Raw genomic sequence first — 17,318 nt, 5'->3', positions numbered from 1 at the left:
GGGGAGTCGAACCCCTCTTTCCAGGATGAAAACCTGGCGTCCTAACCGATAGACGAAGGGCGCGTGCGGTGGGCGTCTTCTAGTCGGGACCGGGCAGATGCGCAAGATGAAAAATCGCGTTCGCTGCAACTTTTTCAAAGGCGGAAACGGAGCGGCTTTCCGTGAACAGAAACAACGATTTCGGGGAGGGAACCGTGGCACGCCCTAGGGGAGTCGAACCCCTCTTTCCAGGATGAAAACCTGGCGTCCTAACCGATAGACGAAGGGCGCGTGCGGTGGGCGTCTTATAGAAGGGCGTTTTGCCTTCCGCAAGCAGGAAAAAGCGGTTGTGACAAAAAAATGAAAAGCCGCCCGAGGGCGGCTTTGCCAAGATGGAAAATCCCTGGTTTCCAACAGCTTGCGATCAATGGATCACTTGCGCCGGCGGCAGCGCCAGTTCCAGTCGCGCTCAGGGCCGACGTCGATATGCACGGATTCGGTATGGCAATAGGTGCCGACACCGCCGCGGCCCGGCATGCTGCGCAGATAGTCGGCCAGTTCCCATTTCGTAACGCCCGCGATCTGAATGTCCGCCGCCTCGCAACGTGTGTGCAGTGATTGTTTGGCGCGCCTGACCTTCACGTCGCGCAAGCCCGAGGTGACGATGATCGGCTTGTCGTAGTGCTTCTCGATCGTCTTCAGGACCTGCAGCAGTTCCGGCTTGAAACAGCCTGTCTTCACCTTGTCGGTCTGCAGCCAGAGGCCGTTCGGCGCCAGGCGTGCGAGGCCGGCAAGCGAGGCCACTTCCTTGAACTGTGGCGCGCCATCCTCGACTTCTTCAGCTTCGGAATGGTCGTTCGAGAACAGAGAGCTGCCGGAGGTGACGCCGGGCAGGCTGCCAAGCGACGCCTTTTGCGTCGAGCCGGCTGTGTCGCGATTGAGAACCCGGCGCGGTTGCGCGGAAAAACCCTCGCCGTCGAACTGCGCCTTCGCATCGCGCTTGCCGCTGAAGAGCGAGGCGAGCGTCACTGTCTTGCGAGGCTGGTTCTTCGTCTGTGTTCCGGCGAGCGAAGCCTGAGCCGAGGTTTCCGGCACGGAGCCGGTTGCGCTGTCGGTCGTCTCCTCGGAAAGAGCCAGCTCTGCGGCATTGCCGCTTGCCGCTTCGTCAACGAGCGCCAAGCGCGCGGATTTCGGGATCGGCACCGTCTCCGGCAACACGACGGCCTGCTCGTCGCCGAGGTTTTCGAGCGGTTGCTGTTGCTGGGTGGACGAATCGACCGGTGGCATGTCCTCGACCGGCAGCCGTCCCGACTGGTCGGCGGCCTGCGCACCGGAGCCGCCATAAAGACTGTTGACGGCGGCGTTCCCGCTGCCCGTCTGCGTGGCATAGGCGTTGCTGGTGGCGACGGCCTGCGTGCCGTTGGAATAGATGCTCGAACGGCCGGCATTCAGCGTCGTCGACTGCATGACGAGACCCGCCCTGTCGCTGTCGACTTCACCCTGCTGGCCGGTCATGGCGGCGGTTTGGCGGGTGTCCGCCATTGTGGATGCATCGGCAGTGGTGCCATTGCCCGTCGACGCGGCCGTAACCGGCGTCGTGGTCTCGTCCATGCCGGCATCTGCGACGGTTTCGTCGCTTTCCTGCGCAGGTTTCACATCCGCGCGCATATCGTTGGAGACTGCGGAAACGCAGCCCGAGAGTGTGGCAACCGAAACGGCCAGCAGCAATCCATACCGCAGCGTCTTCAGGCCGAGCCACTTTCCTTGCATGTCCTGCAAAGGCTTTCCCCCGCTTTCGACGTTCGGGCCCCCGGTCTTGCCGCCGATCGGGCCATATCTTCAAACAGTCGCAACCGCAGGCAAAGACCCTGATAATGCCAAGGGTCGGACTGCAGCTGCCGCGATGTTATCGTTTCGGCCTTCCGTGTAAAGGCCGACGCGAAAGAAGCCGTAAACGCTAAACGGAAACAATCCGGCTTAAATAACGGCCAGGACGCCCCTCACGCTGGCGATTTGACCGGAAGTGCAAGAATTTCCGGTCAAATACGGCGAAACGATGGTTCATTGGACGGAATATAAGGCGCAAGCTTTGCCCGGGGCTTGCGTCAAGGAAGCCTTACCAGGCGCCCGTATTGCCCATCGAGGCCCAGGGTTCGGCCGGCGGCAGGTTTTCGCCCTTCTGGAGGATTTCGATGGAGATGCCGTCCGGCGAGCGCACAAAGGCCATGTGGCCGTCGCGAGGCGGGCGGTTGATCGTCACACCATTGTCCATGAGTTTCTGGCAGAGGGCATAGATATCGTCGACCTCGTAGGCGAGATGGCCGAAGTTGCGTCCGCCGGCGTAGTCCTCGGTGTCCCAGTTATAGGTGAGTTCCAGGCAAGGGGCGGCATTTTCACGCGCCGTTGCCACATCCTCTGGGGCCGCGAGAAAAATCAGCGTGAACCGGCCTTTTTCATTCTCGTAACGGCGCACTTCCTCAAGCCCGAAAAGCGTGGAGTAGAAGTGCAGCGACGTGTCGATGTCTTTGATGCGGACCATCGTGTGGAGATAACGCATTGGAATATCCTCGAAATGTGGAATCGCGAAAAGATGAGGTTTTTGTCAGCTTGAGGCAAGCCTTGAAGCCTACCAATGCAGCCAGCAAAACTTTCAAAGGGGCTTGCGCATTCGCATCGGGACAATGTTATTCTGATCCTCAAGAATCAGTTAACCGTAACTCATGTGACGCGTAATCGAGGGGCTGGCAGGTCATGGTGGACAGAGTGTCTTCAAAGGAAATCACAGAGCGTGATGACCAGAGCAGCGACGCTGTCGATCTGATCGAGATCACCGGCGTCATCAAGTGGTTCGACGTCGCCAAGGGTTTCGGCTTCATCGTGCCCGACAATGGCATGCAGGATGTTCTGCTGCACGTTACCTGCCTGCGCCGCGACGGTTACCAGACGGTTCTCGAGGGGACGCGCGTTGTCGCCATCATTCAGAGACGCGACCGCGGCTACCAGGCGTTCCGCATACTTTCCATGGACCAGTCCACGGCTGTGCATCCCTCGCAGATGCCGCCGGTCAAGACCCATGTGCAGGTGACGCCGTCCAGCGGGCTCGAGCGCGTTCTCGTCAAGTGGTTCAACCGCACAAAAGGTTTTGGCTTCCTGACACGCGGCGAGGGCACCGAGGATATCTTCATTCATATGGAGACGCTGCGGCGTTTCGGCTTGACGGAGCTTCGCCCCGGACAGGTCGTGCTGGTGCGTTTTGGCGATGGTGACAAGGGTCTCATGGCCGCCGAGATTCACCCTGACATGCCTGTTCCTGGCAATAGAGCGCATTGATGCGGCATTCGGCGCGGAATTTCGGCTTCGCGCGCCTGGTAAGCGCCCTCTTGGCGCTTTTTCTTTGCCTCTCGCTCCCTGCCTTCGCGCAGGAAAAATTTGATATCCAGCCGCTGACGATCGTCACCAAGGACGGCAAGAGCCATGCCTTTGCGGTGGAGCTTGCCGTGACACCGCGCCAGCGCGAGCAGGGTCTGATGAACCGCCAGGAAATGGCCGATGACAAGGGCATGCTCTTTGCCTTCGGCGAGACGCGCCAGGTCTTCATGTGGATGAAGAACACCTATATCCCGCTCGACATGCTGTTTATCGGCAAGGACGGCAAGGTGCGTGCCATCAAGGAGAACGCCGAGCCGCTCTCCGAGGCGATCATCGATTCGCAGGGACCGATCGACTATGTGCTGGAACTCACCGGTGGCACGGTGAAACGCCTCGGCATCCGTTCAGGCAACCGCGTGCAGAACGAATTGATAGATTCGCTGCGTAAGGCGAAATAGGCCGCGCAAATCCTCTCAGGAAACGGGAAAACCTGCCATTAGCTGTTGCGGCATCGGGCGGATGCGTGTATCTCCGCCATCGCCGGGACGGACGGAGTGTAGCGCAGTCTGGTAGCGCATCTGGTTTGGGACCAGAGGGTCGGGAGTTCGAATCTCTCCACTCCGACCAGTCCGGCGGGCGTTTCGATGCCAAATGCTCTTCCGGTCATTCCCCCTTTACGGAATCTGGGTTATGCATTCTCGGACGCGCGCCGGCGGAACGGCGTGCCTTTATGCGAGAATTCTGGAGCCACTTCGATGACCGCGAAGATCTATCGTCCCGCCAAGACCGCCATGCAGTCCGGCAAGGCAAAGTCCAACCTCTGGGTTTTGGAGTTTGACGCTGAAGCGCCGCGGACGATCGACCCGATCATGGGCTATACGAGCTCCGGCGACATGTACCAGCAGGTCAAGCTGTCTTTCGAGACCAGCGAAGAGGCGATTGCCTACGCCGAGCGCAATGGCATCGAATTCCGCCTGATCGAGCCGAAGGAAGCCACGCGCAAGCGTTGCGCCTATCCGGACAATTTCCGCTTCAATCGCATGCAGCCCTGGACACACTGAGGTCCGTCAGGCCCCTTAGCTCAGCTGGATAGAGCATCTGCCTTCTAAGCAGAATGTCGCAGGTTCGAGCCCTGCAGGGGTCGCCATTGCGTAGAGAAGGGCAGCCGGTTGGCTGCCCTTTGTCTTTTCGTGATCCGCTCAGCCTCAATAGGGCGAGACGCACTGCTTGCGCGGGCCGTAGTTTGGTTGGAACGTGTTGTCGTAGGCGCGGTAGGAGCGATAGCGGTTTGCGCACCACTGCGCATGTGAGCCACCGGCTGACGGCTGGTTGGCGATCACGCCGCCGATGGCAGCTCCCAGACCGAAGGCGGCGAGCGGATACCAGAAGCCGTCAGAGTGGCGACGGTAACCGGGACGGGCGTAGCGATAACCATGGTGACCATGCCAGCGCCGTTCGGCGCGCCGGTCGTGGCGGTATTCGCGACGGTCCGCACGACGTTCGCGACGTTCATAACGGTACTGCACCTTTTCGACTGCGGTTGCTTCCGGAACGGGCACGCGGGCAAAGGTGATCGCCTGCGCCGGGATTGCTGACGTGACAGCCATCATCAGGGAGAGAGCGCCGGCGACAAGGCCTGTCTTGAGCTTCAACATGGGAGAACCTTTCGTGTTGTTCAAAACTAGAACGCCTAAGGTCGGGGTCTGTTCCTGCACCTTTGCAAAAGGTTTGATTTCAAAATGGAAAAGGCAAAAAAAACGGGTTGGTCCGCCTTGTCGGCTCGCCAACCCGTTCCGGTAAAATTGCGGATCAGGGTGTTCGGGGTACAGGGGCTCTCACCACAATCCGGCTGCATCTCCAGATCTCCTGTGCCGCCGATCATGCCCGAACGGCGTTTTCTCGATTGACATAAAACGCATCTTTTTTAACTATTTCCACATGGATGAAGAAGCGCCAAAACAAGCTCCACTGCACGTGACGATCGTGCTCTTGCCGGAATCGTCCATCATGTCGCTGGCTTCGGTGCTCGACCCGATGCGCGCGGCCAACCGCGTCGTGCCGGAGCCGGTTTTCCGCTGGAAAATCCTCTCGCCACAGGGGCGGCCAGTGCTACTGACGTGTGGTGTGGAGATCCGCGTCGACGGCGATTTTGCCGACGTAACGAGCGGCGACGCGCTGTTGTTGATCGCCGGCTTTAACCAGGATCGTCACGCGGATCGCAGCTTTGTCGCCCGGTTGAAGAAGATCGCGCGCCGGTTCGGCGTCGTTGCCGGTATCGAATCGGGCTGCTGGCTTCTGGCGCGCTCCGGCCTGCTCGACGGGCGGGATGCGACGGCGCACTGGGAGGAGCTGGAGGACTTTGCGGCGGCCTTTCCCGCACTCAATGTGCGTGCCGACCGGTTCGTCACCGACGGGCCGCTCTGGACCTCCGGCGGCGCGTCGCCGACCTTCGACATGATGCTGCATCTCGTGCGCGAGCGTTTCGGTTCGGCCGTGGCGCTCGATGTGGCAAGCGTCTTCGTCTATGATCAGACCCATGCGGCAACGGATGCGCAACCGCTCGTCTCGCTCGGGCGGCTGGGCGAGCACCAGCCGGAGCTTGCCTCGGCCATACGCCTGATGGAGCGCACGATCGACCGGCCGTTGACCATCGCGGCCCTTGCCCGCCGGCTCGGCTTTTCGACACGCAAGCTGGAAACGCTGTTCACCAACGGGCTTGGGACCGCACCAGGCAAATATTATCTGCGGCTCAGGCTGACGGCGGCCCAGCGCATGGTGCGCGACACACCGCTCTCCATGCAGGAGGTGGCGCTGCGCAGCGGCTTCGACAGCCTCTCTGCCTTCTCACGCGCCTTCCGCAATCATTTTGGCGCAAGCCCGCTGAAACTCAGGGCTGAGCTGCGGGCAAAATGAAAAAGGCGGGCCGAGAGCCCGCCTTTCCGTGTCTCGTTGCCGATCCGCTTAGTGCAGGATCTGGCTGAGGAACAGTTTCGTGCGCTCGTGCTGCGGATTGTCGAAGAACTCGGCCGGCGAATTCTGTTCGACGATCTGGCCCTGGTCCATGAAGATGACCCGGTTGGCGACCTGACGGGCAAAGCCCATTTCGTGCGTCACGCACAGCATGGTCATGCCTTCCTCGGCCAGCGACACCATCGTGTCGAGCACTTCCTTGACCATTTCCGGATCGAGTGCCGAGGTCGGCTCGTCGAACAGCATGATCTTCGGCTTCATGCAGAGCGAACGGGCGATCGCCACGCGCTGCTGCTGGCCGCCCGAAAGCTGGCCCGGATACTTATGGGCCTGCTCCGGGATCTTGACGCGCTTCAGATAGTGCATCGCCACTTCCTCGGCGTCCTTCTTCGGCATCTTGCGCACCCAGATCGGTGCCAGCGTGCAGTTTTCCAGGATCGTCAGATGCGGGAAGAGGTTGAAGTGCTGGAATACCATGCCGACTTCGCGGCGCACTTCGTCGATCTTCTTCAGGTCGTTGGTGAGCTCGATGCCATCGACGACGATCGAGCCTTTCTGGTGCTCTTCCAGGCGGTTGATGCAGCGGATCATCGTCGACTTGCCGGAGCCCGACGGGCCGGCGATGACGATGCGCTCGCCCTTCATGACCTTGAGATTGATGTCGCGCAGAACGTGGAAGTCGCCGTACCACTTGTTCATGTTGGTGATTTCGACCGCGACATCCGTCGCCGATACCGTCATCTTTTGCGCCTGGGCTTGGTTGGCCATATGTGTGTTTCCTCTCACTTATCTCTTGTGGCTCTTGTCGAGGCGGCGTTCGATGAAGGCCGAATAGCGCGACATGCCGAAGCAGAATATCCAGAATGTGAAGCCGGCGAAGATCAGGCCCGTCAGCGGCGTGACCGGTGTGATCCAGCCCGAATCCCCAAAGCTCGCCTTTACGATGCCGAGCAGGTCATACATCGAAATGATCGTGACGAGGGACGTATCCTTGAACATGCCGATGAAGGTGTTCACGATACCGGGGATCACGAGTTTGATGGCCTGCGGTAGCACGATGAAGGTCATTTTGTGGAAGTAGTTTAGACCAAGAGCATCGGCCGCTTCATATTGTCCTTTCGGAATGGCTTGAAGACCGCCGCGAATGACCTCCGCCATATAGGCGGATGCGAAAATCGACACGCCGATCAGCGCGCGCAGGAACTTGTCGATATTGTTGCCCGGCTCCAGGAAGAGCGGCAGAAGCACGCTTGCCATGAAGAGAACGGTGATCAGCGGCACGCCGCGGATCAGCTCGATGAACACCACGCAGGCCGTCTTGAGGATCGGCATGCTCGACCGGCGGCCGAGCGCCAGCAGAATGCCGATCGGCAGCGAGGAAACGATGCCGACGAAGGAGATGATGAGCGTCACCATCAGCCCGCCCCACAGGGACGTCTCCACGTGACGCAGACCGAAGACCCCGCCAATCAGCAGGAAGAAGGAGACGATCGGGAAGACGACCAGCAGCAGAAGCGCGTTCAGCCCCTTGCGCGGCACCTTCGGCATGAGGAAGGGCACCAGCAGCGCGACGAACATTGCAAGTACAAGGAGTGGCCGCCACAGCTCGTCGCGTGGATATGAGCCGAACATGAACTGTACGAAGCGGTCGTTCACATAGGCCCAGCAGGCGCCGCTCCAGCCGGCCGGCAATTGTCCGCCTTGTTCGACGGTCAGGCAGGCCACGCGGTCCGTGCCGGTCCAGACGGCGGAGAAGAACAGCCAGTTCAGCGCTTTCGGCACGTACAGGACGATTGCCGTAATGGCGATAATCGTCAGGATGCTGTCCTTCCAGGACGCGAACAGATTGTTGCGGATCCAGGCATAGGCCGACTTTTCGGACGCCGGCGGTTTTTCCTGCTGAAGGAACCGGTCGCGGACGTAAACAATGCTCTCGGTCATATCAGCGCTCCACCAGGGCCATCTTGGCATTGAACCAGTTCATGAACAGCGACGTGATGAGGCTGATCGAGACATAGATCAGCATCCAGATCGAGATGATCTCGATCGACTTGCCGGACTGGTTGAGGATGGTGCCACCGACCGCGACGAGATCGGCATAACCGACGGCCACCGCGAGCGAGGAGTTCTTGATGAGGTTGAGATATTGCGAGGTGAGTGGCGGAATGATGATGCGCAGCGCCTGCGGCAGCACGACGAGGCGGGTCGCCTGGCCGGGGCGCAGGCCCAACGCATAGGACGCTTCCGACTGGCCGTGCGAGACGCCGCGGATGCCGGCGCGCACGATCTCGGCGATGAACGAGGCCGTATAGAGCGACAGTGCCAGATAGAGCGCCAGGAATTCCGGCCCGATGACCATGCCGCCCTTCATGTTGAAGGAGCCGGGCACCGCATAATCGAGCGTCAGGGGCTGGCCCATGACGATGAAGACGGCAAGCGGCAACAGCACGATAAGGGCGAGATTGACCCAGAGAACCGGCGGACGCTGGCCCGTGGCGCGCTGGCGCGCATTGGCCCAGATCGTGAAGGCGATGGCCGCGACGATGCCGATCAGCAGCGCGACGAACACGACACCGAAGCCTTCGCCGAAAACGGGCGCGGGCATGTAGATGCCGCGATTCGAAATGAAGAATACGGCGTCGGGGTCTTCCTTGAGGTGCTGGAAGATCGTGCGGATCGAGGGCAGGAGGGCCAGGACGCCGAGATACCAGAAGAAGATGACGAGCAGCGGCGGGATGTTGCGGAAGACTTCCACATAGACCGTGCAGAGACGCGCGACGAGCCAGTTGTGCGACAAGCGCCCGACGCCGACGAGCAGGCCGACGATCGTCGCGGTGACGATACCGGCGGCGGCGACCACGAGCGTGTTGAGGAGGCCGACCTGCAGCGCGCGGAAATAGGTCGAGTCGCTGGAATAGGAAATCAGCGTCTGCGCAAGGTCGAAACCGGCGCGGCTGTTTAGGAAGCCGAAGCCGGCCGTCATGTTGGCGCGGGCGAGGTTCTGAACGACGTTATTCCAGGCATACCAGACGGCGGCGATGATCACGACCAGCGTGACAACCTGATAGACGACGCTTCTGAGCGCCGGATTGTAAAGCAGCGATACCTTCGGCGGTTCGCCGGACCCTGTTCGGGCATCCGCAAGAGCCATGCATTTCCCCTGACGTTGGTTCGCCCTGTTTGCCGGGCGTTTGTTTTAAAGGGGAGGGCGTTTATGCGCCCTCCCGGTCGTCACGTTTGACCGTGGCTTAACGGATCGGCGGTGCGTACTGCAGGCCGCCCTTCGTCCACAGGCCGTTCAGGCCGCGGGCGATCTTGAGCGGGGAACCTTCGCCGACGTTGCGCTCGAAGGATTCGCCGTAGTTGCCGACGGCCTTGATGATCTGCACGGCCCAGTCCTTCGGCAGGCCGAGGTCGGCACCGATGGTCGAGTCAGCCTCTTCGCCGAGGAAGCGCTTGATATCCGGGTTGGCGGACTTCTTCATCTCTTCGACATTTGCGGTCGTGATGCCGAATTCCTCGGCGGCGACCATTGCGTAGTGCGACCAGGTCACGATATCGAACCACTTGGAGTCGTTCTGGCGAACGGCCGGGCCGAGCGGCTCCTTGGAGATGATTTCCGGCAGAACCATATGGTCGTCCGGGTTGGCCATCTTCAGGCGGATCGAGTAGAGGCCCGAAGCGTCGGTCGTGTAGGCATCGCAACGGCCGGCATTGTAGGCGGCGTCGGCTTCATCCTGCGCTTCGAAAACGACCGGCTTGAAGTCCATGTTGTTGGAGCGGAAGTAGTCGGCGAGGTTCAGTTCCGTCGTGGTGCCGGACTGCACGCAGACGGAGGCGCCGGAGAGTTCGAGCGCCGACTTTACGCCGAGCTCCTTCTTCACCATGAAGCCCTGGCCGTCATAGTAGTTCACGGCGCGGAAATCGAAGCCGAGCTGCGAATCGCGGCTGACGCTCCAGGTGGTGTTGCGGGCGAGCAGGTCGATTTCACCCGACTGGAGGGCCGGGAAACGGTCTTTGGCCGAAAGGGGAGTGAACTTCACCTTGGTGGCATCGCCGAAGACGGCAGCGGCCACGGCCTTGCAGATATCAATGTCGAGACCGGCCCAGTTCCCGGCCGAATCCTGCGCACCGAAACCGGCGAGGTTCGAACCGTTCACGCCGCACTGCACGAAGCCCTTGGCCTTCACGTCAGAAAGCGTGTCTGCCTGAGCAGCCGTTGCGCCAAGCCCCAGCACGGCAGCGCCGACGAGCGCTGTCACGATTTTTTTTGCCATTTTTTCACAACCTTTTTCTGTTGTCTTTGTTTTGTCCGCGGGTCACGCGATCACGACGATCACGCTGCGGAACTCGCCACCCTCCCGGCGCGAGGTTGCTTATCTCATGCTCAAATTTTCACAGGGTCAAGTGACCCGCCCCATTTTCCGGCCGGTAACCTAAATTTGTCAGCATCTGACGCCGTTTTGGGCAAAAATCCGGGGAATTGTGCAGTAAATCGCTCAAAATTTCCGCGCTCTGAACATTTGAAGCGCTTTGGATGGTGCGACCTCGTCATCTGTGGGGTTGACCTTGCGGGCCGGCTGGCGAAAAGTCGGCGCAGACACAACCATCGCATTTCCCGGATCGATCCCCATGAAAAACAGAGACGAAATCCTCGCCGGCGCCGGCGTGAACACCCGCCTTGCCCATGCCGGCAACGACCCGGCGGACTATCACGGTTTCGTCAATCCGCCGGTCGTGCACGCCTCCACCGTGCTTTTCCCGAATGCCGCGACAATGGAGAACCGGGCGCAGAAATACACCTATGGCACACGGGGCACTCCGACGACGGATGCGCTCTGTGCGGCGATCGACGCGCTGGAAGGTTCTGCCGGCACCATTCTCGTGCCGTCGGGCCTTGCCGCGGTCACCGTGCCGTTCCTCGCCTATCTCTCGTCCGGCGATCACGCGCTCATCGTGGATTCGGTCTATCATCCGACGCGACATTTCTGCGACACGATGCTGAAGCGCCTCGGCGTGGCGGTCGAATATTACGACCCCATGATCGGCGCGGGCATCGAGGCCCTGATCAAGCCGAACACCAAGCTCGTGCATACGGAAGCGCCGGGCTCCAACACGTTCGAGATGCAGGATATCCCGGCGATCGCCGCTGTCGCGCACAAACATGGCGCCATCGTTACGATGGATAACACCTGGGCGACGCCACTCTATTTCAAGCCGCTGGATTTCGGCGTCGACGTGTCCATCCACGCGGCGACGAAATATCCCGCCGGTCATTCCGACGTGCTGTTCGGAACCGTCTCCGCCAATGCCGCCCATTGGGAGCAGCTGCACGAGACGCAGATCACGCTCGGTACCTGCGCCTCGCCCGACGACGCCTATCAGGTGCTGCGCGGTCTGCGCACCATGGGAGTGCGGCTGGAGCGGCATCAGGAAAGCGCGCTGGAGCTGGCGCGCTGGCTGGAAGGTATCGAGGACGTGTCGCGCGTGCTGCATCCGGCCTTGCCGAGTTTTCCGGGCCACGATCTGTGGAAGCGCGACTTCAAGGGATCGAGCGGCATCTTCTCCATCGTGCTCGACGGCGGCGCGCCGGAGCGCCACAAGGCCAAGGCGCATGCCTTCCTTGATGCGCTCGGCATCTTCGGTCTCGGCTATTCCTGGGGCGGTTTCGAGTGCCTTGCAGTGCATGTGAACCTGAACGACCGCCGCGTCGCCAAGGGTCCGGAAGAAGGTCCGGTGCTGCGCCTGCAGATCGGCCTCGAGGACGTGAAGGATATCAAGGCGGATATCGAGCGTGGACTGGCCGCGGCGCGCGCCGTCTAACGCTGACAATACCCTCATCCGGTTTGCCGGGTGAGGGGTTCAATCCGGTGTGCGGTAGCCGTAGAGCCAGTCCAGATCGCCGGCCAACTGCTCCGGCTTGCGCAGCGAAAGCACGAGATTGCGGGCAAGCGCGACCGGGCCGCGGGCGTGATAGGCGAAGCGATTGAAGGCGCCGCGGCTGCGAACCTTTGCGACGCGTTCCCGGCGTTCCTTTTCGAACCGGCGCAAAGCCGGTCCGATCTCGGTGGTGCCGGCGAGGCGATTTGCCAAGAGGGCGGCATCCTCGATCGCCATGGCGGCGCCCTGTGCTGCGAAGGGCGTCATGGCGTGGGCGGCATCGCCGATCAGCACCATGTTTTTTCCATCCGTCCAGGCACCATCCGGGCAGCCGAATAGCGGCCATGCGATGGGATTTTGCGCGTCCTCGATGAGATGGCGGATACCGGCATGCCAGCCGGCGAAGGCCTCCTGAAGACGGCCGCGCGTCAAGGCATCGCCCTTGCGCGTCCAGCCTTCCGGTGGCGCATCCGTCTGCGCATGGATGGCGACGATATTGAAGGCCTGCATCTCCGCCAGCGGATAGGCGACGAGATGGGCATATGGGCCGAGAAAGGCCGTTACCGTGCGCGGATTGAGGAAGGCGGGCGCGAGACCGTAGGGAACCAGAAAGCGCCAGGCGATATTGCCGGAATAGCGGGCGGGCAGAGCGCCCGGCACGGCCTGACGCAGGCGCGACCAGACACCATCGGCGGCAATCAGCAGGTCCGAGGGTGCGATGGCCTGAGCGGACTGGGCGCCTTCGATTCGCTGGCCCGTCATCAGCGTGCAGAGCGGGTTTTGGCGCACCGCATCGATAAGGACAGCCTGGAGCGACGCCCGGTGGAGGACGCCGTAGGGGGATCCCCAGCGGCTGCGGGCCGTCTTGCCGGCGGGGACGGACGTGAGGGGGGAAAGCGTGTGCCCCGAGGCGAGTGAAATATGATCCGGCTCGTTCCAGCGGGCGCTCAACGCGTCGAGCAAGCCGAGATCGGCGAGGATGCGTGAGGCGTTCGGCGAGAGTTGCAGGCCGGCGCCGACCTCTTCGAGGGTAGAGGCCTGCTCGAGAATATGAGAAGAGATGCCCTTGCGGGCGAGCGCAAGGGCTGTTGTCAGGCCGGCAATGCCGGCGCCGACGATGGTTGCTGATGTTGCCGAAGACATGATGGTGCGGCCCTTCGGGCCGTCACGCCGCCGCCTGGTTGGTGAAGGTGCAGCCGGCGGGTTCCGTCTGCGTGGCCTTCAGGGCGTGATTGTAGCGGTAGAGCGTCGAGCAGTAGGGGCAGACCTTTTCGTTGTCGTCGCCCATATCGAGGAAGACATGCGGGTGGTCGTAAGGCACTGAGGCGCCGACGCACATGAATTCCTTCACGCTGATCTCGATGACACCATGGCCGCCGTCGTTCTGGAAATGGGGAATGCTGTGCCCAGCCATATCATGCTCCGTGGAAGTCCGTTTTCTGGCGCGGACCATAGTCGCCTTCCGGTCAAATGTGTAGATGCAAAACCGTCGCGGGCCCCAATGATTGAAATCGGCATCGATTTCAATCATTGGCGACTAAACGTGAGGCAGATTTCCGTGCCGCAACCGTTTTCTCCGCGGGCAAAGGGCAGTATGAGCAGGGTCGAGAAAACGAAAGACGGCCTGCGATGAACCTTGATCCCCCGCCCTTTTCCCGTTTCACCCATGAGGGCCTGGAGCTCGCCTTTTTCGACGAGGGCGACCCGTCGGGTGATCCGGTGCTCATGATCCACGGCTTTGCCTCCAGTGCCAATGTCAACTGGGTGTTTCCCGGCTGGCTGAAGACGCTGGGCGATGCCGGCTACCGCGTGATCGCCCTCGACAACCGGGGCCACGGTGCCAGCGCCAAGCCTCATGATCCGGCGCTCTATACGCCGCCGCTGATGGCGGGCGATGTGGCAGCCATGCTCGACCATCTCGGCATTCCCGAAGCCCATGTCTTCGGCTACTCCATGGGTGCGCGCATTACCGCTTTCATGGCGCTTGCCCATCCGCACCGCGTGCGCTCCGTCGTTTTCGGCGGGCTCGGCATCGGAATGGTGGAAGGGGTCGGCGACTGGGATCCGATCGCCGACGCGCTGCTGGCGCCGTCACTCGATGTCGTGACCCATGAGCGCGGCCGCATGTTCCGCGCCTTCGCCGAGCAGACGAAGTCCGACCGCCAGGCGCTTGCCGCCTGCATCATGACGTCGCGGGATCTCCTGACCGTGGAGGACATGGGCCGCATCGACGTGCCCGCGCTGATCGGCGTCGGTACGAAGGACGATATCGCCGGAAGCCCGCAGGAACTGGCGGCGCTTATGCCGGATGCCCGCGCTCTCGACATCCCCGGTCGCGACCATATGCTGGCCGTCGGCGACAAGGTTTTCAAACGCGCCGTGCTGGATTTCTATACGGAAATCGGCGCGCGCTGAGACCCCGTTTGCGACAAAGCGCGTCCGGCCATTCCGCTCGGGCGTGCTTTGCTTTATATAGGGTCCTGTAGATGATGAAGGAGTGCGGCGATGGTCGCGACGAATGAACTCAGGGCCGGCGACAAGCTCAAGGCCATGGATCCGATCTGGGACAGCCTGCGCGAGGAAGCCCGCGTTGCCGCCCAGGCCGAGCCGCTGCTGGCGGCCTTTCTCTATTCGACGGTGCTGAACCACCGCTCGCTGGAGGAAAGCGTGATCCATCGCGTCTGTGAGCGCCTCGACCATCCGGACCTGCAGGCCAATCTCCTGCATCAGATTTTCGACGAAATGCTGGAAGACTGGCCCGAATGGGGCAGCATCCTGCGCGTCGATATCCAGGCGGTCTACGACCGCGACCCCGCATGCCTGCGGTTCCTGGATGCCGTGCTCTATTTCAAAGGGTTCCACGCCATCCAGACGCACCGCATCGCGCACTGGCTCTACAACAGCGGCCGGCGTGACCTTGCGCTCTATCTCCAGAGCCGCTCCTCCAGCGTGTTCCAGACGGATATCAACCCGGCCGCCCATATCGGCAAGGGCATCTTCCTCGATCACGCGACGGGCCTCGTCGTCGGCGAAACCGCATCCATCGGCGACAATGTCTCGATCCTGCACAATGTGACGCTCGGCGGCACCGGCAAGGAGGGCGGCGACCGCCACCCGAAGATCGGCGATGGCGTCATGATCGGCGCAGGTGCGAAAATCCTCGGCAACATCCATATCGGCCATTGCTCGCGCATTGCCGCCGGCTCCGTGGTGCTGAAACCGGTTCCGCCAAAATCGACGGTTGCCGGCGTGCCGGCCAAGGTCGTCGGAGAGGCGGGTTGCAACGAGCCGTCGCGCGCCATGGACCAGCTGCTGGCAGCCTTCGACTACGATCTATGAGGCGGAAAAGTCGATACGCATCGGACTTCGAGGGTTTACAGGCTCCAGAGCAGGTGCGAGAAGCGCGGCACATCAAATCATTGACGGAGACATGTCGTGAAGCCGGAAGAAATCAGGAAGCTCGAGGCCTACTTCAAGCGCAACATCAACAAGGAGATCGTCATCAAGGCGCGTCCGCGCAAGGATGAATCGGCCGAGGTCTATCTTGCGGATGAGTTCCTGGGCGTCGTGTTCCGCGACGACGAGGACGGCGAACTCTCCTACAATTTCTCCATGGCTATCCTCGACATCGATCTGTGATCTCTCGGACATTGCTGGAATTCAAAGGCCCGGCCGCACTTCGCGCCGGGCTTTTTCGTGTCTGGCCCCGACTGTTCCCCAAGGACGCCTGCCTCTCCTCTGTCATCCTCGGCCTTGAGCCGAGGATCCATACATCCGTACCGCCTCGCATGTGGCATGGATCCTCGGCTCAAGGCCGAGGATGACGTCGAGGGAAGGGTGGGCGTCCGTGGCAGTCAGCGTGTCATCATTGCGAATGGGAAAAACCGCGCGCGAGCGGAGTGGTGGGGCCTGATGCCTGCCCAAAGGCCGCAATTCACCCAAGCTGTTCTGGTTCCAACGCAGTTTATTATTGTTTTGCGACAGCTTGGCTTTTCTCAACGCCAATAATCATACCTATCGCGCAAGGTGTTGCTTTGGCTGGAAAATATTGCGCCGCACCATTTCGTTGACTTTTTTGTGCGCCGCATATAGATTTCGGACCATACCACCGGGATCCAAAGGAGACTTCGATGTTCAATTTTGACGATGCAAACAAGAAGAGCAAGGAAGCCGTGGACACGTTCGTGAAGAGCTACACGACGGCTGCTCAAGGCTGGCAGGCTATTGCCACCGAGGCCGCCGACTTCAACAAGAAGTCCTTCGAAAACGGCCTTGCTCACTTCGAAAAGCTGTCCGGCGTCAAGAGCGTCGAAGCTGCTGTCGAGCTCCAGACCGCGTTCGTGAAGTCCTCCTATGAAGGTTTCGTCGCCGAAGCCACGAAGCTCAGCGAAATGTATGCCGACCTCGCCAAGGGCGCCTACAAGCCCTATGAAGCACCGGTCGCCAAGGCCACCGCTGCTGCCAAATCGGCCGTCGCCGCCTAAGGTTTTTCAGCAGAGCGTACGCGTATAACGTTTATCGGCCGGCCGTGGGCAACCGCGGCCGGCCGTTTCGCGTTTTGGAGGTTGCGCGAGGCTGACGCAGGGGCAGCAAATTTCGCTATTTCCTTCGGACAGCCGGCGATTATGATTGCAGTGCGAAGCAGGGGTCTTACAATCGTGTGACGAAACATTAGATAACAGGTCCAAAGGCTACCTCAGCCGAACGACGCGCCACGAAGGAAGTGGTCGTAAAGGACTCGTAATCAGGGAATGACCACGAAGATGACTGTGAGACGGGTCACAATGCAGGATGGTGATGAGAGCGGCGGCACTCCCGGTCGCAGCACTTCCGTCATTACCCGCACGAAGCCTAAGACGAAGAAGCCGAGCCTGTACCGCGTGCTGCTTCTCAACGATGATTATACGCCCATGGAGTTCGTGATCCACATTCTGGAACGTTTCTTCCAGAAGGACCGTGAAGCGGCCACACGGGTCATGTTGCATGTGCACAATCATGGCGTAGGCGAGTGTGGCGTGTTTACCTACGAGGTTGCCGAAACCAAAGTGACACAGGTGATGGATTTCTCCCGCCAGCACCAGCATCCGCTGCAATGTGTCATGGAAAAGAAATGAGGAACG

At 61.0% G+C, this 17,318-nt stretch carries 19 protein-coding genes and 3 tRNA genes; 12 read left to right on the top strand and 10 right to left on the bottom strand.

Annotation, left to right across the window (positions count from 1 at the left end; translation table 11 throughout):
• Positions 1 to 195 precede the first annotated feature (195 nt).
• The 3 genes from MUU55_RS01350 to gloA all read right to left on the bottom strand — a co-directional run bounded on the left by MUU55_RS01350 (position 196) and on the right by gloA (position 2,536).
• Positions 196 to 270, bottom strand: a tRNA-Glu gene (locus MUU55_RS01350).
• Positions 271 to 411: 141 nt separating this feature from the next.
• Positions 412 to 1,749, bottom strand: a complete 1,338-nt coding sequence (locus tag MUU55_RS01345; protein ID WP_244759841.1) for a YcbK family protein — start codon at positions 1,747 to 1,749, stop codon at positions 412 to 414.
• A gap of 346 nt (positions 1,750 to 2,095) precedes the next feature.
• Positions 2,096 to 2,536, bottom strand: a complete 441-nt coding sequence (gene gloA / locus MUU55_RS01340) for a lactoylglutathione lyase (protein WP_244758968.1) — start codon at positions 2,534 to 2,536, stop codon at positions 2,096 to 2,098.
• 194 nt (positions 2,537 to 2,730) lie between these two features.
• On the opposite strand from gloA, the gene MUU55_RS01335 reads away from it, so the two are divergent.
• From MUU55_RS01335 to MUU55_RS01315, 5 genes are all read left to right on the top strand, one after another.
• A complete protein-coding gene (locus MUU55_RS01335) occupies positions 2,731 to 3,309 on the top strand; it encodes a cold-shock protein (protein ID WP_244758967.1) in 579 nt (192 codons plus the stop codon).
• On the top strand, positions 3,309 to 3,806 hold the full coding sequence (locus MUU55_RS01330; protein WP_244758966.1) for a DUF192 domain-containing protein: 498 nt from the start codon (positions 3,309 to 3,311) through the stop codon (positions 3,804 to 3,806). Before MUU55_RS01335 ends, MUU55_RS01330 begins: the two co-directional genes overlap by 1 nt.
• 92 nt (positions 3,807 to 3,898) lie before the next feature.
• Positions 3,899 to 3,975: transfer RNA gene (locus MUU55_RS01325), tRNA-Pro, on the top strand.
• Positions 3,976 to 4,103: 128 nt separating this feature from the next.
• Positions 4,104 to 4,409 carry an ETC complex I subunit gene (locus MUU55_RS01320; RefSeq protein WP_244758965.1) on the top strand — a complete coding sequence of 102 codons (306 nt, stop codon included), beginning with the start codon at positions 4,104 to 4,106 and terminating at the stop codon, positions 4,407 to 4,409.
• A 9-nt stretch (positions 4,410 to 4,418) separates the two neighbouring features.
• Positions 4,419 to 4,495: transfer RNA gene (locus MUU55_RS01315), tRNA-Arg, on the top strand.
• Between the two features lie 58 nt (positions 4,496 to 4,553).
• Here the strand turns inward: MUU55_RS01315 and MUU55_RS01310 are convergent.
• Complete coding sequence (locus MUU55_RS01310; protein ID WP_244758964.1) at positions 4,554 to 5,003, bottom strand: BA14K family protein; 450 nt, start codon at positions 5,001 to 5,003, stop codon at positions 4,554 to 4,556.
• A 283-nt stretch (positions 5,004 to 5,286) separates the two neighbouring features.
• Here MUU55_RS01310 and MUU55_RS01305 point away from each other — a divergent pair, with 283 nt between their 5' ends.
• A complete protein-coding gene (locus MUU55_RS01305; protein ID WP_244758963.1) occupies positions 5,287 to 6,261 on the top strand; it encodes a GlxA family transcriptional regulator in 975 nt (324 codons plus the stop codon).
• 48 nt (positions 6,262 to 6,309) lie between these two features.
• Here MUU55_RS01305 and MUU55_RS01300 read toward each other — a convergent pair whose 3' ends face one another.
• The 4 genes from MUU55_RS01300 to MUU55_RS01285 form a co-directional block, all read right to left on the bottom strand.
• Entirely contained in the window at positions 6,310 to 7,086 is a 777-nt protein-coding gene (locus MUU55_RS01300; protein ID WP_244758962.1) for an amino acid ABC transporter ATP-binding protein, read from the bottom strand.
• Positions 7,087 to 7,104: 18 nt separating this feature from the next.
• Complete coding sequence (locus MUU55_RS01295) at positions 7,105 to 8,259, bottom strand: amino acid ABC transporter permease (RefSeq protein ID WP_244758961.1); 1,155 nt, start codon at positions 8,257 to 8,259, stop codon at positions 7,105 to 7,107.
• Position 8,260: 1 nt separating this feature from the next.
• Complete coding sequence (locus MUU55_RS01290) at positions 8,261 to 9,469, bottom strand: amino acid ABC transporter permease (protein ID WP_244758960.1); 1,209 nt, start codon at positions 9,467 to 9,469, stop codon at positions 8,261 to 8,263.
• Between the two features lie 97 nt (positions 9,470 to 9,566).
• The gene (locus MUU55_RS01285) at positions 9,567 to 10,595 is read right to left on the bottom strand and encodes an amino acid ABC transporter substrate-binding protein (protein WP_244758959.1); all 1,029 of its coding nucleotides are present in this window, start codon (positions 10,593 to 10,595) and stop codon (positions 9,567 to 9,569) included.
• 355 nt (positions 10,596 to 10,950) lie between these two features.
• Here MUU55_RS01285 and MUU55_RS01280 point away from each other — a divergent pair, with 355 nt between their 5' ends.
• Entirely contained in the window at positions 10,951 to 12,141 is a 1,191-nt protein-coding gene (locus tag MUU55_RS01280) for a cystathionine beta-lyase (RefSeq protein ID WP_244758958.1), read from the top strand.
• Positions 12,142 to 12,180: 39 nt separating this feature from the next.
• Here MUU55_RS01280 and MUU55_RS01275 read toward each other — a convergent pair whose 3' ends face one another.
• Positions 12,181 to 13,341, bottom strand: coding sequence for an FAD-dependent monooxygenase (locus tag MUU55_RS01275; RefSeq protein ID WP_244758957.1), 1,161 nt, complete (start codon positions 13,339 to 13,341; stop codon positions 12,181 to 12,183).
• Between the two features lie 22 nt (positions 13,342 to 13,363).
• The gene (locus tag MUU55_RS01270) at positions 13,364 to 13,612 is read right to left on the bottom strand and encodes a zinc-finger domain-containing protein (protein ID WP_244758956.1); all 249 of its coding nucleotides are present in this window, start codon (positions 13,610 to 13,612) and stop codon (positions 13,364 to 13,366) included.
• Positions 13,613 to 13,827: 215 nt separating this feature from the next.
• Between MUU55_RS01270 and MUU55_RS01265 the strand changes: the two genes are divergently transcribed.
• From MUU55_RS01265 to clpS, 5 genes are all read left to right on the top strand, one after another.
• Positions 13,828 to 14,613 carry an alpha/beta fold hydrolase gene (locus MUU55_RS01265; protein ID WP_244758955.1) on the top strand — a complete coding sequence of 262 codons (786 nt, stop codon included), beginning with the start codon at positions 13,828 to 13,830 and terminating at the stop codon, positions 14,611 to 14,613.
• A gap of 90 nt (positions 14,614 to 14,703) precedes the next feature.
• Positions 14,704 to 15,537, top strand: a complete 834-nt coding sequence (gene cysE / locus MUU55_RS01260) for a serine O-acetyltransferase (protein WP_244758954.1) — start codon at positions 14,704 to 14,706, stop codon at positions 15,535 to 15,537.
• A gap of 96 nt (positions 15,538 to 15,633) precedes the next feature.
• Complete coding sequence (locus MUU55_RS01255; RefSeq protein ID WP_117371167.1) at positions 15,634 to 15,837, top strand: DUF3126 family protein; 204 nt, start codon at positions 15,634 to 15,636, stop codon at positions 15,835 to 15,837.
• A 491-nt stretch (positions 15,838 to 16,328) separates the two neighbouring features.
• Positions 16,329 to 16,682: a phasin family protein gene (locus tag MUU55_RS01250; RefSeq protein WP_244758953.1), complete on the top strand. Its 354-nt coding sequence runs from the start codon at positions 16,329 to 16,331 to the stop codon at positions 16,680 to 16,682.
• Between the two features lie 279 nt (positions 16,683 to 16,961).
• A complete protein-coding gene (clpS, locus tag MUU55_RS01245) occupies positions 16,962 to 17,312 on the top strand; it encodes an ATP-dependent Clp protease adapter ClpS (protein ID WP_244759840.1) in 351 nt (116 codons plus the stop codon).
• Positions 17,313 to 17,318 lie beyond the last annotated feature (6 nt).

The sequence above is a fragment of the Shinella curvata genome (assembly GCF_022899935.1).
GTDB classification, from domain to species: Bacteria; Pseudomonadota; Alphaproteobacteria; order Rhizobiales; family Rhizobiaceae; genus Shinella; species Shinella curvata.
This window is presented reverse-complemented; position numbering and strand designations above follow the sequence as displayed.